15 protein-coding genes and 1 tRNA gene are annotated in these 13,970 nt (G+C 71.0%); 11 read left to right on the top strand and 5 right to left on the bottom strand.

Going from position 1 to position 13,970, the window contains the following annotated elements; all coding sequences use genetic code 11:
- The first annotated feature begins 46 nt into the window (after positions 1 to 46).
- Positions 47 to 1,330 carry a DUF6986 family protein gene (locus ABD908_RS07910; protein WP_344993379.1) on the top strand — a complete coding sequence of 428 codons (1,284 nt, stop codon included), beginning with the start codon at positions 47 to 49 and terminating at the stop codon, positions 1,328 to 1,330.
- Positions 1,323 to 2,141: a bifunctional allantoicase/(S)-ureidoglycine aminohydrolase gene (locus ABD908_RS07905; protein ID WP_344993376.1), complete on the top strand. Its 819-nt coding sequence runs from the start codon at positions 1,323 to 1,325 to the stop codon at positions 2,139 to 2,141. The genes ABD908_RS07910 and ABD908_RS07905 overlap by 8 nt, the downstream gene beginning before the upstream one ends.
- A gap of 49 nt (positions 2,142 to 2,190) precedes the next feature.
- On the opposite strand, the gene ABD908_RS07900 is transcribed toward ABD908_RS07905, so the two are convergent.
- On the bottom strand, positions 2,191 to 2,916 hold the full coding sequence (locus ABD908_RS07900; protein WP_344993373.1) for an aspartate/glutamate racemase family protein: 726 nt from the start codon (positions 2,914 to 2,916) through the stop codon (positions 2,191 to 2,193).
- Between the two features lie 25 nt (positions 2,917 to 2,941).
- A complete protein-coding gene (locus ABD908_RS07895; protein WP_344993371.1) occupies positions 2,942 to 4,447 on the bottom strand; it encodes an NCS1 family nucleobase:cation symporter-1 in 1,506 nt (501 codons plus the stop codon).
- Positions 4,448 to 4,699: 252 nt separating this feature from the next.
- Between ABD908_RS07895 and allB the strand changes: the two genes are divergently transcribed.
- The 5 genes from allB (at position 4,700) to ABD908_RS07870 (ending at position 9,691) form a co-directional block, all read left to right on the top strand.
- On the top strand, positions 4,700 to 6,061 hold the full coding sequence (gene allB / locus ABD908_RS07890) for an allantoinase AllB (RefSeq protein WP_344993368.1): 1,362 nt from the start codon (positions 4,700 to 4,702) through the stop codon (positions 6,059 to 6,061).
- A gap of 141 nt (positions 6,062 to 6,202) precedes the next feature.
- Positions 6,203 to 6,451 carry a hypothetical protein gene (locus tag ABD908_RS07885; protein WP_344993366.1) on the top strand — a complete coding sequence of 83 codons (249 nt, stop codon included), beginning with the start codon at positions 6,203 to 6,205 and terminating at the stop codon, positions 6,449 to 6,451.
- A gap of 93 nt (positions 6,452 to 6,544) precedes the next feature.
- A complete protein-coding gene (locus tag ABD908_RS07880; protein WP_344993363.1) occupies positions 6,545 to 8,188 on the top strand; it encodes a CocE/NonD family hydrolase in 1,644 nt (547 codons plus the stop codon).
- Positions 8,189 to 8,404: 216 nt separating this feature from the next.
- The gene (locus ABD908_RS07875) at positions 8,405 to 9,172 is read left to right on the top strand and encodes a chymotrypsin family serine protease (RefSeq protein ID WP_344993360.1); all 768 of its coding nucleotides are present in this window, start codon (positions 8,405 to 8,407) and stop codon (positions 9,170 to 9,172) included.
- 39 nt (positions 9,173 to 9,211) lie between these two features.
- Positions 9,212 to 9,691 (top strand): nitroreductase family deazaflavin-dependent oxidoreductase, encoded by a 480-nt coding sequence (locus ABD908_RS07870; RefSeq protein ID WP_344993357.1) that lies wholly within the window; start codon positions 9,212 to 9,214, stop codon positions 9,689 to 9,691.
- Here the strand turns inward: ABD908_RS07870 and ABD908_RS07865 are convergent.
- Both ABD908_RS07865 and ABD908_RS07860 read right to left on the bottom strand, forming a co-directional pair.
- Positions 9,663 to 11,201 carry a PH domain-containing protein gene (locus ABD908_RS07865; protein ID WP_344993353.1) on the bottom strand — a complete coding sequence of 513 codons (1,539 nt, stop codon included), beginning with the start codon at positions 11,199 to 11,201 and terminating at the stop codon, positions 9,663 to 9,665. The two genes, ABD908_RS07870 and ABD908_RS07865, sit on opposite strands and share 29 nt — an antisense overlap.
- A complete protein-coding gene (locus tag ABD908_RS07860; RefSeq protein WP_344993350.1) occupies positions 11,188 to 11,694 on the bottom strand; it encodes a PH domain-containing protein in 507 nt (168 codons plus the stop codon). Before ABD908_RS07860 ends, ABD908_RS07865 begins: the two co-directional genes overlap by 14 nt.
- Before the next feature lie 157 nt (positions 11,695 to 11,851).
- Here ABD908_RS07860 and ABD908_RS07855 point away from each other — a divergent pair.
- Positions 11,852 to 11,924, top strand: a tRNA-Lys gene (locus ABD908_RS07855).
- 27 nt (positions 11,925 to 11,951) lie between these two features.
- Here the strand turns inward: ABD908_RS07855 and ABD908_RS07850 are convergent.
- Complete coding sequence (locus ABD908_RS07850; RefSeq protein WP_344993347.1) at positions 11,952 to 12,287, bottom strand: hypothetical protein; 336 nt, start codon at positions 12,285 to 12,287, stop codon at positions 11,952 to 11,954.
- On the opposite strand from ABD908_RS07850, the gene ABD908_RS07845 reads away from it, so the two are divergent.
- Genes ABD908_RS07845 through ABD908_RS07835 form a run of 3 tightly spaced genes read left to right on the top strand, consistent with a single transcriptional unit; the run spans position 12,178 to position 13,917 of the window.
- Entirely contained in the window at positions 12,178 to 12,627 is a 450-nt protein-coding gene (locus ABD908_RS07845; protein WP_344993473.1) for a hypothetical protein, read from the top strand. The genes ABD908_RS07850 and ABD908_RS07845 overlap by 110 nt on opposite strands.
- Positions 12,515 to 13,198, top strand: coding sequence for a DUF3987 domain-containing protein (locus ABD908_RS07840; RefSeq protein WP_344993470.1), 684 nt, complete (start codon positions 12,515 to 12,517; stop codon positions 13,196 to 13,198). The genes ABD908_RS07845 and ABD908_RS07840 overlap by 113 nt, the downstream gene beginning before the upstream one ends.
- A complete protein-coding gene (locus tag ABD908_RS07835) occupies positions 13,123 to 13,917 on the top strand; it encodes a DUF3987 domain-containing protein (RefSeq protein ID WP_344993344.1) in 795 nt (264 codons plus the stop codon). Before ABD908_RS07840 ends, ABD908_RS07835 begins: the two co-directional genes overlap by 76 nt.
- The last annotated feature ends 53 nt before the right edge of the window (positions 13,918 to 13,970 follow it).

The following is a 13,970-nucleotide window of genomic DNA, read 5'->3' as shown; positions in this document are numbered from 1 at the left end:
TCCGCAATGCGGAACTGATATTCCATCAAATCGTTTAGGGAGAACCATGCCGTCCAGCCGCCGCGCCCTCACCGGCGACACGCTCGCCGATATCGACGCCCGGCTCGCCGACACCGACGAGGCTCTCGCCCGCCTCTACCCCGGCGACGACGGCCGCCGTCAGCCCGTGCACACCGTGTACGTCCCCGCGGACCGCTACACCCCCGATCTTCCCGCGTCGTGGGGCGCCGCGGCGCTCGCGGCAGCGGACAAGGCCGGCGGGCTCGCGGCGGTGGCCGACACCGTCGGCGCCGGAACGGAAGCCAGCCGTGCGACCCTCGCCGCGCTGGTGCGCGCCAAGCTCGAGTCGGAGCCGATCGAGGATCTGCGGCTGGACTTCGAGGACGGGTACGGCGATCGCGGTGACGACGTGGAGGACGCCCACGTCGCGCAAGCGGTCGAGGCGGCGGCGCAGGCCTTCGCCGACGGTATCGCTCCCCCGTTCCTGGGCATCCGCTTCAAGTGCTTCGAGGCGCCCACCCGCGCCCGCGGCCTGCGCACCCTGGACCTGTTCCTCACGGGCCTGGCGGAGCACGGCCTGCCGGACGGCCTCACGCTGACCCTGCCGAAGGTCACGACCGTCGCGCAGGTCGAGGCGATGGCGCTCGTGGCCGAGCGGCTCGAGACCTCCCTGGGCCTACCGTCCGGGCGGCTGAGGTTCGAGGTGCAGGTCGAGACGCCGCAGGTGATCCTCGCGGCCGACGGGACCGCGCCGGTCGCCCGCCTGATCCATGCGGCCGCGGGACGGGTCTCGTCGCTGCACTACGGCACCTACGACTACTCCGCGTCACTGGGCATCGCGGCCGCCTACCAGGCGATGGACCATCCCGCCGCCGATCACGCGAAGAACGTGATGCAACTGGCCGTCGCCGGCACCGGGGTGCACATGTCCGACGGCTCGACCAACATCCTGCCGATCGGCGACGCCGAGCACGTGGCGGCCGCCTGGCGGCTGCACGCACGGCTGGTGCGGCGGCACCTCGAACGCGGCATCTACCAGGGCTGGGACCTGCACCCGCACCAGCTCGTCACCCGATACCTGGCCACCTATGCCTTCTACCGCGACGGTTTCCCACCCGCCGCGCGGCGGCTGCGAGATTACGTCCACCACGTCGACTCGGCGATCATGGACGAGCCTGCGACCGCCCGCGCGCTGGCATCGTTCATCCACCGCGGCCTGGCGTGCGGCGCGCTCACCGCGACCGACGTCGAGTCCCAGGCCGAGGTGACCGTCGGCACCGTGCGTGACCTCGCCCTGAAACGCCCGATCGAGGAGAACAGCCATGGCTGACCAGCCCCGCTACTACGCACCGCACGGCGGGTTGCCCACGCAGACCGATATGCTCACCGACCGCGCGATCGTCACCGAGGCCTACACCGTCATCCCGCGCGGCGTGCTGCGCGACATCGTCACCTCCGTGTTCCCCGGCTGGACGGGGACCCGCGCGTGGATCCTGAACCGGCCGGTACCGGGCGGGGCGACGACGTTCGCACAGTCGATCGTCGAGGTCGCGCCCGGTGGCGGTGCGGAGCGGCCCGAGCCGCAACCCGAGGTCGAGGGCTTCGTGTTCGTGCTCGAGGGCGAGCTGACGGTGACCGTCGAGGGCGGGGCGCACACCCTTGCTCCCGGTGGGTTCGTCTACGCGCCGGCGGGCGCGAGCTGGAGCGTCACGAACACCGGCGCCGAACCCGTGCGGTTCCAGTGGATCCGCAAGCGCTACGAGCCGCTCGACGGCCATCCGCCCCGCGTCGTGGTGGGCGACGAGCGCGACATCGAGCCGAGCCCGATGCCCGACACCGCCGGTCGCTGGCGGACCACGCGCCTGCTGGACCCGGAGGATCTGGCCTTCGACATGCACGTCAACGTGGTGACCTTCGAGCCCGGAGCGATCATCCCGTTCGCCGAGACGCACGTCATGGAGCACGGCCTGTACATGCTCGAGGGCCAGGCGGTGTACCACCTCAACGGCGACTGGGTCGAGGTGCAGGCGGGCGACTACCTGTCGCTGCGCGCGTTCTGCCCGCAGGCCTGCTACGCGGGCGGGCCGTCGGACTTCCGCTACCTGCTGTACAAGGACGTGAATCGGCAGATCACGCTGTAGCAGCGCCCTCAGGTTTTCGAGGCTCAGACCTGCGGCGACGGAACGGTGCTCATGTTGGGTTGAGGGGCCAGCCCGTCACCGTCTTCCGCCGCGGAGCGGCGTACGTGCGGATCTTGGAGGTGCTCAGCCCGAGCCGCACCAGCGACTCGGCGACGGTGACCGCGGCGCGCACGCCGTCGACGATCGGCACACCGGTCGCGGCCGACACCGCCCGCTCCAGCTCGGCCATCCCACCGCAGCCCAGGCAGACCACCTCGGCGCGGTCGCGCTCGACGGCCTCGCGGGCCTGCGCGACGATCGCGGCGACCGCACGCTCCGGGTCCGACTCGAGCTCCAGCACGCCCAGGCCCGACGCGCGCACCGAGGCGCACCGGGCGTCGAGCCCCGCGAGCCTCAGGCGGTCCTCGATGAGTGGCACGGTGCGGTCCAGCGTGGTGACCACCGAGTACTTGTGGCCGAGATACATCGCCGTCGACGCGGCGGCCTCGGTGATGTCCACGACGGGGACGTCGAGCAGCTCCTGCAGCCCCTCCCGCCCGTGTTCGCCGTAACCGGCCTGGATCACCGCGTCGAACGGCGCCGGGTATCGCGTGACGGCATCCATCACCGCGATCGCCGCGAGGTAGGACTCGAAGTTGCCCTCGCACGAGTCGGCGCCGAACCGTGGCGTGATCCCGACGATCTCGGTGCCGGGCGACGCGACCTGCCGGGCCGAGGCGGCGATGGCGTCGGTCATCGCGGCGGTGGTGTTGACGTTGGCGACGAGGATGCGCACGGGGACTCCTAGGGTTCTGCGCGAACTAGCGCTTGCTGGGAACGGCGATGGCCTCGCCCGACGCCTCGGCGAACGGGCCCTTGCGGTCCGCCACCAACAGGTACACCACCACACCCAGGCCGGCACCGATGAACCAGGAGAAGTCCGAGACCGCATGGAAGGCGGGCACGAAGGCCATCAGTAGGGCTGCGGCGGCCGTCGGGACAAGCGCGACGACCGCGCGGACGTTGACACCTCGGGCGTAGTGGTACGGACCGCCCGGCCGGTCGCTGTACAACGACGGGACGTCGACCCGCGAGCGGCGCACCAGCCAGTAGTCGGCCATGACGATGCCGAACAGCGGCCCGAGAAGTGCGCCGAGGCCACCAAGGAAGTAGGAGATCACAGCCGGCGAGTTGTACATGTTCCACGGCAGGATCACCAGGCCGACGACGCCGGACACCAGCCCCGCCCGACGGAAGTCGAGGACCCGCGGGAACAGATTGGACAGCGCGTAGATGGGAGCGACGAAGTTGGCCATCAGGTTCACCGCCACCGTCAGCACCAGCAACGCGAGGCAGGCCAGTACCAGCAGGAATGTGTCGGGTACCGTCTTCACGATGTCGGCGGGCGACTCGATGACCTTGCCGTCGATCTTGAATTGCGCGCCCGCGAGCACCACGACGATCGCGCCGAACAGCAGCATGTTGAGCGGGATGCCGAAGAAGTTCCCCCGCACGATGGCGCGCCTCGACACGGCGTTCCGGGTGAAGTCGCAGAAGTTGAGCACGAAGGTGCCGTAGATGGCGACCCAGAGACTGGCGCCGCCCACGATCTGCCGCCACATGTCGAACCCGGTCTTCGTAGCCGGGGTGGACCACGCGATGGAGCCGCCCGCCTTGCCGAACATCCAGATCGCGAGGGACGCCATCGTGATCAGAATGATGGGGCCGGCGAACGCCTCGTACTTGCGGATCAGCTCCATGCCGTAGCTCACGATCACCATCTGCACTGCCCACAGCGCCAGGAACGAGATCCAACCGAGCGTGGACAGACCGAGGAATCTGTTGGTGTCCCATGAGGCCGTACCCGGCGCTACCGCAACGATGAGGACGCGCAGGACGACGGATGCGAGGTACGTCTGGATGCCGAACCACGCGACCGCCACAGCCCCGCGGACGAGCGCCGGGATCTGCGCACCGCGGATCCCGAAGGCGATACGGCTCATGACGGGGAACGGGACGCCCGTCTTCTCCCCCATGAAGCCGGAGAGGTTGAGCAGGAGGAACAGGAACACGCCGCCCAGACCCAGTGCAAGCAGGATCTGCCAGCCACCGAGGCCCAGCGCGAACAGGCCTATCGCGAAGGCGTAGTTGCCGAGGCTGTGCACGTCGTTGGCCCACAGCGTGAAGATGCTGTACGAGCGCCAGGTGCGGCCCTTGCGCGCAGTGGGCGCGAGGTCGGCGTTGTACAGACCGGGGCTCGGGGTGGCGGGCTCGGCCGTGGGAGGAGTCGGGGAGCACTCCTCCGTGGTGGTTCCGTGACTGGTCATAGACGAGGACTTTCGCTCACGGCCCGCGACGTCGAGGACCGATGCTGCCATATTCCATGGTGTGGAATTCTAATTCCGTCGGTGAGCCCAGTAAGTCGCACGGAGACCGCATCTGTCAAGGGCCGATGTCACATCCTGGAATCGCTCGGTCGACGGATGGAACTACAATCGGCCCGGACACGAGCAGCCCCACCGCAGACCGCCCGACCGCGCGCCTCACTTCCACGATGAGTAATCCTCGAAGGAGCACCCATGGACACCGACAACGGCTCCGCCGCCCCCGTGTACGACCTGGTGGTCCGCGGGCGCCGGATCCTCGTCTCAGCGGGGATCGCGGCGCGGGAGGTGGGGATCCGGGACGGTCGCGTGGTCGCGATCGAGCCGCTGGGCAACGGCCTGAGCGCCGCCGAGGTGATCGAACTCGCCGACGACGAGGTGATGATCCCCGGGCTCGTCGACACCCACGTACACGTGAACGAGCCGGGCCGTACCGAGTGGGAGGGCTTCGAGTCCGCCACCCGCGCCGCCGCAGCGGGAGGCGTCACCACCCTCGTCGACATGCCGCTCAACTCGATCCCGCCCACCGTCGACGTCGGCGCCCTGCGGGTCAAGCGCGCGGCCGCGGCCCCGAAGGCCTATATCGACGTGGGCTTCTGGGGCGGCGCGGTGCCGGGCAACGAGGCGGATCTGCGCTCTCTCCACGATGAGGGCGTGTTCGGCTTCAAGTGCTTCCTGCTGCACTCGGGCGTCGACGAGTTCCCGCCGCTCAGCGCGGACGAGATGGAGGCCGACATGGCCGAGCTCGCGTCGTTCGACTCGCTGATGATCGTCCACGCGGAGGACTCGTGGGCCATCGACCACGCGCCGCAGCCCGACGGTGCCCGGTACGCGGGATTCCTGGCCTCTCGGCCCCGCGGGGCCGAGAACCTCGCGATCGCCGAGGTGATCGAGCGCGCCCGCTGGACCGGCGTCCGTGCGCACGTGTTGCACCTGTCGTCGTCGGACGCCCTGCCCATGATCGCCAGCGCGCGGCGCGACGGAGTGCGGCTCACCGTCGAGACGTGCCCGCATTACCTGACCCTGCTCGCCGAGGAGATCCCGGACGGGGCAACGGCGTTCAAGTGCTGCCCACCGATCCGCGAGGCCTCGAATCGGGAGTTGCTGTGGCAGGGTCTGCAGGCGGGCGTGATCGACTCCATCGTGTCCGATCACTCGCCCTCGACGATCGACCTCAAGGACATCGAGAACGGCGACTTCGGTGTCGCATGGGGTGGCGTCGCATCTCTGCAGCTGGGGCTGTCACTGATCTGGACCGAGGCCAAGCGCCGGGGTATCGGCCTGCAGCAGGTCGTCGAGTGGATGGCCACGAAGCCCGCCCAGATCGCAGGGATGTCCCACAAGGGTCGGATCGCGCTCGACTACGACGCCGACTTCGCGATCTTCGCGCCCGAGCGCGCCCAGGTCGTGGACGTCCACGCGCTGTACCACCGCAACCCGGTCTCGCCGTACGACGGGCGCGCCGTCGCGGGCGTCGTGACCGGCACGTGGGTACGCGGCCGCCGCGTCGACTTCGAGTCGCCGCACGGCCGGCTGCTGCGGCGCGGCGAAGCTTGAGCGGGCGACGCCTGGACCGACGCGATCCCGCCACCGACGCGCTCGTCCACCGAAACGGGCAAACGGCCGGAACTAGAGTGACACCGGTCACAGTCCAGACGTAGGATTCGCTGTGAATGGGGGCGATCCCAGGAGGTCCCGATGGCACTTCTCACCAGATCGCTTGCTGCGGTCGCCGCGACGCTCGGCCTGACGCTCGCCGCCGGGACGGCACACGCGGCACCGCCACCGAATCCGGGCACGGTATGCGGTCCCGGCAAGGTGGTGACGGACAACCACTCGTGCAGCGGGATCAACAAGTCCTGCACCGGCTACGACGGCATGATCATCGGGCGCGTCGACCACTGGGGACATTGCGTGTTCCCCGGCGTCAACGGCACGACCTGGTAGCCGCCCGGTAGGCCGCGGACGATCGGCCCCCTCGGACCGGGCGGCAGCCGCACCGCTAGCGTGGTCGGGAACCCGACACGTGGGAGTGGACGCATGGTTTCGGTACCCCTCGCCGGCGCACTGGCCGACCGGTGGTTCGCGCGCCGAAACCATCTCCCCACGCCGGGCCGGTACACGATCGCCACCGTCCGGATCCCGATGCGTGACGGCGTCGAACTCGGCGCCGATCTGTACACCCCGCGCGGTTCCAGCCGCGGGCTCGTGCTGATCCGCGGCCCGTACGGCCGGGATCCGGTGATGGCGATGCCCGCGGCCCGACTGTTCGCCGGGCAGGGATACACCGTGCTGTTCGCGTCCTCGCGCGGCACGGCCGACTCCGGCGGCGTCTTCGACCCGATGCGCGACGAGGTACGCGACGGGCAGGACACCGTCACCTGGATGCGCCGGCAGCCCTGGTACCCGGGGCGATTCGGCACCGTCGGCGGCTCGTATCTGGGCTACACGCAGTGGGCGATGCTCAGCCGACCACCGGTCGACCTGGCCGCCGCCGTAGTCGTCATGGGGCCGCACGACTTCGCCCGACACACATGGGACACGGGCGCGGCCAGGCTCGACGTGATCGGCTGGGCCGAGCTGATCGCGACACAGGCCTCGGCCCGCAACCCGCTGGCGATGATCCTCGCGCAGGCGACCGCGCCGCGGCGGCTGCGGCCGATCCTGTCGGCCACGCCGACGGTGCCGGCCGCCGACCGACACTTCGCGACGACGGCACCCTGGGTGCACGAGCGCCTGACGCGGCCGGACCTCGCGGACCCGTTCTGGGCTCGGATGCAGCACGCCGACGCGCTCGAGCGGGCGACGTGCCCGGTGCTCGTCCTCGCCGGCTGGCAGGACATCTTCCTGGCGCAGAGCGTCGAGCAGTACACGCGCCTGGCCGAGCGCGGCGTCGATGTCGCGCTCACCGTCGGCGCGTGGGCGCACGCCGACATCACATTCGGCGCCCAGCGCGTCATGGCCCCCGAGAGCTTGGCCTGGCTGGACACGCACCTCGCACACGCGCGCCCGGGCGCCCGGGCGACCCCGGTGCACGTCGAGGTCACCGGCACGGACGCGTGGGTGCGGCTGCCTGCCTGGCCGCCTGCGAGCGACGCCCGGACACTGCACCTCGCCCCGGGCGGGCGACTCACCGCGCACGCCCCGGGGTCCGGGGTCGCCGGTGCCTCGTTCACGTACGACCCGGCCGACCCGACGCCGACGGTGGGCGGGAATCTGCTCGGCGACGGTGGGTACGCCGACGACTCCGCCCTCGCCGCGCGCGCCGACGTGCTCGCATACGACGGCGACCGGCTGCCGGCCGACCTGACGGTGATGGGGGTTCCGTCCGTACGCCTCGTGCACGCCTCCGACCTGCCCGACGCCGACCTGTTCGTGCGGGTCAGCGAGGTCGACGGTGCCGGGCGCTCCCGCAATGTGAGCGAGGGGTACGTGCGGGTAGGCGCTCGCGACGGCGCCGGGTCCGCCACCGTCGACCTCGAGCTGCTGCCGGTCGCGCACACGTTCCGCGCGGGGCACCGGGTGCGGCTGCTGGTGGCGGGCGGGTCGTTCCCGCAGTTCTCACGCAATCCGGGGACCGGGGAGAACCCACTCACCGCGGCGCGACTCGCCCGCAACCGACACACCGTCGTGCACGCCGACGGCGGATCCGCGCTGACGCTCCCCGTCACCGCTGCGGCCTGACCCGCCGACGGGCCGACCCCGTCGACCGGCAACGAATGTCGAATCGCTTCTTTACCACACCGGGTCCGCGCCGCACTCAGGGCTTATGGGAATTCTGCAGCACCGACTGTTATGGTCAGCGGGCCTCGGCCCAGGCCGGCGGCGGGACGAACGATACGGATGGGGTGTGTTTTGGCGAAGGGATCACGGCGCGTTGCACGTTTGCGCCTGGCGGCATTGACAGCGGCGACGACGGCCGCGGTCGCAACCGCCGTCAGCGGGACCGCGTACGCGGCACCGACGCCGAGTTCTCCGACAGCCCCGGCGGGCGCGACGACGGCCGCCGCCACGCCGAGCCCCTCGCCGAAGTCCGTCGGGCCGGGCGACCGGATCGACATCCTGCAGCGTTCACTGGGCGACGGCCGATTCGCGGCACTGCAGTGCACCATGGGCTTCGCCGTGGTCACCCCCAGCGGCCAGCGCCTCGGCGTGACCGCCGGCCATTGCGGCTCGCCGGACCAGCCGGTAGGGCGACAGCAGTGGATCATCGGCGAGATCGTCCAGTCGAAGTCGCCTGCGGTGAAGCCCGACCCGAAGCGTCCCGGGCAGTTCATGCCGGTCAACCCGTTCGGTCCCGACTGGGCCACGTTCCGCGTCACCGACAACACGGTGAAGCTGCTCGGCAGCCAGGGACGGATCGCACCGCGCACCGTCGGCACCGCCAAGGTCGGCAACAAGGTGTGCCAGATGGGCTCGGTGAACGGCTTCCGCTGCGGCACCGTGATCAAGGTGCAGGGCGATTGGATCCTGACCGACATCAAGACGACGCCCGGCGACAGCGGCGGGCCCCTGGTACGCACCTCGGACGGGGCGGCGCTGGGGATCATCACCGACGCCGTGACGCTGAGCGACTCGGACACCGGCCAGGTCAAGGGCAACGCCACCCAGTACTACTCGCTCCCCGCCGTGCTCGCGGCGGCGGGCGGGGACCGGCTGAGCCCGTAGCGGCCCGGCGGGTGGTGTCGCGCACCTACACTGACCGCCATGTCCCCAGTCGCCGCCCTCAAAACCCGTGCTCTGCGCGTGGGAACGTATCGGCCGGTGTCGGCCGCGATCCGGCGGATCGTGCCGCTGGACAAGGCCGTCACCCGGTTTTCGGGTGGGCGGGTGCATGTGCTGCCGTCGTGGCTCGTCCCGAATCTCACGCTCACCACGGTGGGACGCCGCTCGGGGCGGCCGCGGTCGGTGCCGCTGCTGTATATCCGTGACGGCGCCGACTTCATCGTCGTCGCCTCCAACTTCGGCCAGGCGCACCATCCGGCCTGGTCGTACAACCTCGAGGCCGCCCCGGAGGCCGAGGTGTTGCTGGGGACCAGGCGGATCCCCGTTCGCGGTGTCCGGCTGTCCGAACGTGATCGGCGGCGGTTGTGGCCGGAGGTGGTCGCGATCTGGCCGGCGTACGACGACTACGTTCGATGGGCGGGCGGTCGCACGATCAAGTTGTACCGGCTGACTCCCCGCTGATCACTCGGGTGGTGCGCTCCCGGATCGGTTCGACGGTACGGGGCAGCACCGCGGCCGCCAGCGCCGCTGCGGCGTCGGGCTCGAGGTCCGTGATCCGGTAGCGCCGCGCGCCGACGGCCGTCGCCGCGATGAGCGTCAGCACGCCCGAGCGGCGTTGGAACACCGATTCCCTCGTCACCCAACCCACGACACCGTCGAACTCGAGCACGGTGCGGCTCCGGGCCACGGCACACTCGCCGATCACCAGCGCGTCCCCGACGATCGCGTGACCCAGATTGCGGTAGCGCAGCTCCGCGCTCACTACCGCGACCACGGCGAGCAGCACGGCCGCGACCGTGGCCGCGACCCGCCACGCGCCGGGTAGCCACGCTGCAGCCGCGCCACCCGCGGCGAGCGGCAGCAGCGCAGACAGTGCGCCGCGAGTCCATCTGCGGCGGTGCGCGATCGGGCCGTGCTGCACCGTCGTGGCCCCGACGGTGCCGGGCCGCCCGAGAGTGACGTCGGCGACCTCGCGAGCGCGCGACTCGGGGGCGGGCGGCAGTAGCATCGGGTGCCGAGTCGAGCCCGACGCCAACCCGAACACCTTGGCGCCGTGCGGTATCCGCATCAGGATCGGCTGATGCACGCGGGCGCCACGGATCCGCTTGCGTTCCAGCGTGATCGAGTTGGTGGACACCAGACCACGCGTGGTGTGCAGGGTGCCGTCGCCGCGGCGGGTGAGCCGGAATCCCCAGAACGCGAACACATACGCGACCACCGATACCGCCGCCGCGACGAGCAGGAGTGCGATCACGGCGAATGGGATCACCACGATCGGACCGAGCGCCCACAACTGCTCGCCCCAGCGCGCGGCGGTCTCGGAGCCGGCATCCGTGAGGTCGAGGTCCGAGCTCACGCGCAGCCCCACGCCGCCGACCGCGGCGACCGTCGCCAGGCCCGTCAGGGAGAACGGGGCGTAGCGGATCCACGCGGGGTTCATCCGGGCGATCTCGATCTCGGCCGCGGCGCCGTGATCCTCAGCCCGAGATGGAACCTCCGCCGGCGATGCCTGCCCGGCACCGTCGTTCGGCGTACGGCGGAGCAGTTCGCGCGCCAGGGCGTCGGCGACGTCGGCGCGGAGGGGGTCGAGCCGGATCGCGTGGTGCTCGCCGCCGACCCCGGTGCCGATCTTCAGGATGCGCAGGCCCAGAACGCGTTCGAGCGGCCCCGCCTCGGAGTCCACGCTGCGCACCCGGTCGCGTCGGACGGTGGAGTTCTCCCGTCGCAGTAGCCCGCGGCGGACCTCGAGCTGCGTCGGGGTGACGCGATAGGTGGTCGTGAGCCACGGGACGAGACCGACGGCGGCGGCGAGCAGCAGTGCGACGATGGCCCACACCACCGGCCCCGACGAGCGGCCGAGGAACACGAGGCCGATCAGCGCCGGAACCAGCGACGGCAGCGACTTCACGACGCGTGTTCCGATCGCCCACGGCGACAGCCGGTTCCAACCGGCGGCGTCAGGTCGCGTCATCACGATCCCCTGCGACGCCGATCGTGAGGCCGGTCGCGACCGACTCCGCCACCGCTCGCTCGAGACCGGGGACGTGCACAGTGCCCGCCGACGACGCGGTGGTCACGGTCAGGGTCGCGAGCCCGAACGCCCGCTCCAGTGGCCCTGCGACGGTGTCGATCACCTGTACCCGCGACACCGGGATCAGGACCCGCGTCCGAGTCAGCCACCCCGTCTGGGCGTAGACCGCCTCCGGCGTGACCTCCCACCGGTGGAACGCGAAGCGCCACCGCGGCATCACGGTCGCGTGGACGACGCCGACCCCGAGCGGCACCGACGCCAGCACCAACCACGCCGACGGGCCCGTGGCGGCCGCGAGGGCGGCCGCGACGACGACGGTGACCACCAGCCACGGTGCCGCCGCCCGCACCGCCCACCACGTCCGGGCGCGAGGCGATACCCGGTGCGCGGGCGGACGGAGCGGGTTGCCAGGCGGCTGTGTGAGGGCGGTCATCGTGTCCATCACAGCACGAGCGCGGGTACCGGCCGCCCTGCGACCCGGCGAACCGTCCCCGACCTGCAGAGAGGGTGGCGATTTCACTTTTGCCGCCGCGGCTTGCTACAGTCTTCCAGCACGCAAACGAGCGGGAAACGCGAAGTGAGCGAGCAGCGCGCCATTAGCTCAACTGGCAGAGCAGCTGACTCTTAATCAGCGGGTTCGGGGTTCGAGTCCCTGATGGCGCACAGTTTATGCAGGTCAGACCGGGTTTCTTATCCGGTCTTTTCCTGTTTCTGGGGGTCGGCGGAACGCTTACGGAACGAATACTCCGCGAGGGCGTCGCGGTTGTCCGGGGCGCGATTGCTCGGCTGGACGTAGTGCCGCCGGGTCGTCTCGGGCGTCGCGTGACCAAGCTGACGCTGCGCTGCCTCGAGCCCCTTCGCCTCATACACCGCCGTCGAGACGGTCTTGCGCATGGTCTTGGGCACGACCCAGTCCATGTCTTCGCCGCGTGCCTCGCGGAGGTGCGCCGCCGAGGCGGAGGCCGACGGTGACTTCAAGCGGGCGGCGCGGCTGCGGCAGGCGGCGGCGGTGATGCGGGCGAGCATGCCCACCGTCCCCGAGCCGGCGGCGCAGGGTCCGGCGTTCGGCACCCCTGGTTGGACGATGCCGCAACCGCGCAACGGCGGTGGGAATGCCGCCGCTGCCGTTGATCCCGGGCCGTTCCCGGTGGAGGCGCCGCCGCCCGCACTCCGCGGCTACTGCACCGCGTTGGCCTCGTCCATGGCCGTGCCCGTCGAGCTCGTCGCGCCGATGCAGATCGCCGTGCTCGCGGCTGGCTGCGGACCGGCAACGACGCACGTCACGGACGGATGGGAGGCTGAGCCCGGGGCGCTCTGGATCATGGTGGGCGTCGCCGCCCTCGACGCGAAAGACGCCGGTTCTTAAGGCGGTCCGGGCACCGATAGACACGGCGGTCGGAGTGATCAACGTCACCCTCGGCGAGCGGCGTCGTGAGCTCCAGATGGAGGCCGACGCCCTCAGCGAGGCGGCCGAGGAGGCGGAGTTCGCCGCCAAGGAGGCGGCGAAGACTGCCGTGAAAGAGCTGGTCGACGGCGGCACGGCCGGCCCCATCACGGCTGCGGTGGCGGGACGCGCAACCGAGGCGGGCGGCTGGGTGCCGCCCACCCCGCAGGGCCTTGCCGGGGACCTCGGGGCGAAGGCGGCGAGGCTTCGAGCCATGGCCGACGCGGCGATGGCGGCGGTCCCGCCCAAGGCGGAGCCGGTGTTCACCGACGCCACCCCGGAGGCGATGATGGAGCTGCTGGAGCGCCAGCGCGGCCGGGGCTTCCTCATCTACCCGGAGGCCTCGGAGCTCCTGACCCAGGCGACCCGCACGGACACGCGGAGCATGGAGACCGCGAAGTTTGCTCGGCGTACGACATGGAGTACATCAGCACGCACCGCATCACGCGCGGCGTCACCGAGGTGCAGGCGCCGAGCCTGTGCAGCCTGCTGATCGTGCAGCCGGACCCGGTGAAGGAGGCACACGCCCCGAAGGCCGCCACCGGTGCGAAGAGCAGGATCACCACCAACGGCTGGTCCGACAGGCAGGGATTCGTCCTCGTCCCCGAGTCCGAGCCGGATACTCTCGACCGGGACCGGTCGATAGACCCGAAGGCCAGGGACGCGTACCTGCGCGCCGTCGAGCGGGAGTGGGTGCGGACGTATCTCCTCGCGGCCGAGCATCCGGAGGCGCGGCTGCGCTTCCGGCTGACCCCGGAGGCGCTCCAGGTGATCGCGCGGCACTACGCCGTTGTGGAGCGCATCAAGCGCCAGCCGGGTACCCGCGCAGAGGCCTGGGGCAAGGTGATCGGCCGCGCCGTGCGCATCGCCCGATGCTTCGCCCAGCTCGACGTCGCGCACCTCGACCCGGCGGTGGAGCACCCGATCACCGCCGCGCACATGCAGTCGGGGTGGCACATCGCCGAGTGGATGCTCCGCAGCTTCGACGCCGCCACCGGCGCCCCCGAGACGGTGACCGAGGACTCTCTGATCACCGCGGCCGCCGACTACATCCGCCACCGCATCCCGATGATCGGCGCCACCGTGCAGCGCCCGGCGGTGCGCAGCAGCAAGCGGCACGGCACCTACATCCCCGCAGCGATCGATGTCCTCGCCGGCCGCGGCGAGGTCGAGGTCCGCGGCCAGGAGATCATCCGGATCCACCTCGGCTGACCGGCGACACCGCATCGCAGCCCCGCGACCCGGACTGGGTTCGCGGGGCTGTC

Origin of the sequence: Tsukamurella soli (assembly GCF_039541155.1) — a bacterium.
GTDB lineage: Bacteria > Actinomycetota > Actinomycetes > Mycobacteriales > Mycobacteriaceae > Tsukamurella > Tsukamurella soli.
The sequence above is the reverse complement of the archived record's forward strand: the minus strand, read 5'-3'. Positions and strand labels throughout refer to the sequence as shown.

Excerpts from the sequence above, each read along its gene's own strand:
- ABD908_RS07910 (WP_344993379.1), top strand. The coding sequence starts at position 47 with ATGCCGTCCAGCCGCCGCGCCCTCACCGGCGACACGCTCGCCGATATC.
- ABD908_RS07905 (WP_344993376.1), top strand. The coding sequence starts at position 1,323 with ATGGCTGACCAGCCCCGCTACTACGCACCGCACGGCGGGTTGCCCACG.
- ABD908_RS07895 (WP_344993371.1), bottom strand. The coding sequence starts at position 4,447 with ATGACCAGTCACGGAACCACCACGGAGGAGTGCTCCCCGACTCCTCCC.
- allB (WP_344993368.1), top strand. The coding sequence starts at position 4,700 with ATGGACACCGACAACGGCTCCGCCGCCCCCGTGTACGACCTGGTGGTC.
- ABD908_RS07885 (WP_344993366.1), top strand. The coding sequence starts at position 6,203 with ATGGCACTTCTCACCAGATCGCTTGCTGCGGTCGCCGCGACGCTCGGC.
- ABD908_RS07880 (WP_344993363.1), top strand. The coding sequence starts at position 6,545 with ATGGTTTCGGTACCCCTCGCCGGCGCACTGGCCGACCGGTGGTTCGCG.
- ABD908_RS07870 (WP_344993357.1), top strand. The coding sequence starts at position 9,212 with ATGTCCCCAGTCGCCGCCCTCAAAACCCGTGCTCTGCGCGTGGGAACG.
- ABD908_RS07865 (WP_344993353.1), bottom strand. The coding sequence starts at position 11,201 with ATGACGCGACCTGACGCCGCCGGTTGGAACCGGCTGTCGCCGTGGGCG.
- ABD908_RS07860 (WP_344993350.1), bottom strand. The coding sequence starts at position 11,694 with ATGACCGCCCTCACACAGCCGCCTGGCAACCCGCTCCGTCCGCCCGCG.
- ABD908_RS07845 (WP_344993473.1), top strand. The coding sequence starts at position 12,178 with ATGTCTTCGCCGCGTGCCTCGCGGAGGTGCGCCGCCGAGGCGGAGGCC.
- ABD908_RS07850 (WP_344993347.1), bottom strand. The coding sequence starts at position 12,287 with ATGCTCGCCCGCATCACCGCCGCCGCCTGCCGCAGCCGCGCCGCCCGC.
- ABD908_RS07835 (WP_344993344.1), top strand. The coding sequence starts at position 13,123 with ATGGAGTACATCAGCACGCACCGCATCACGCGCGGCGTCACCGAGGTG.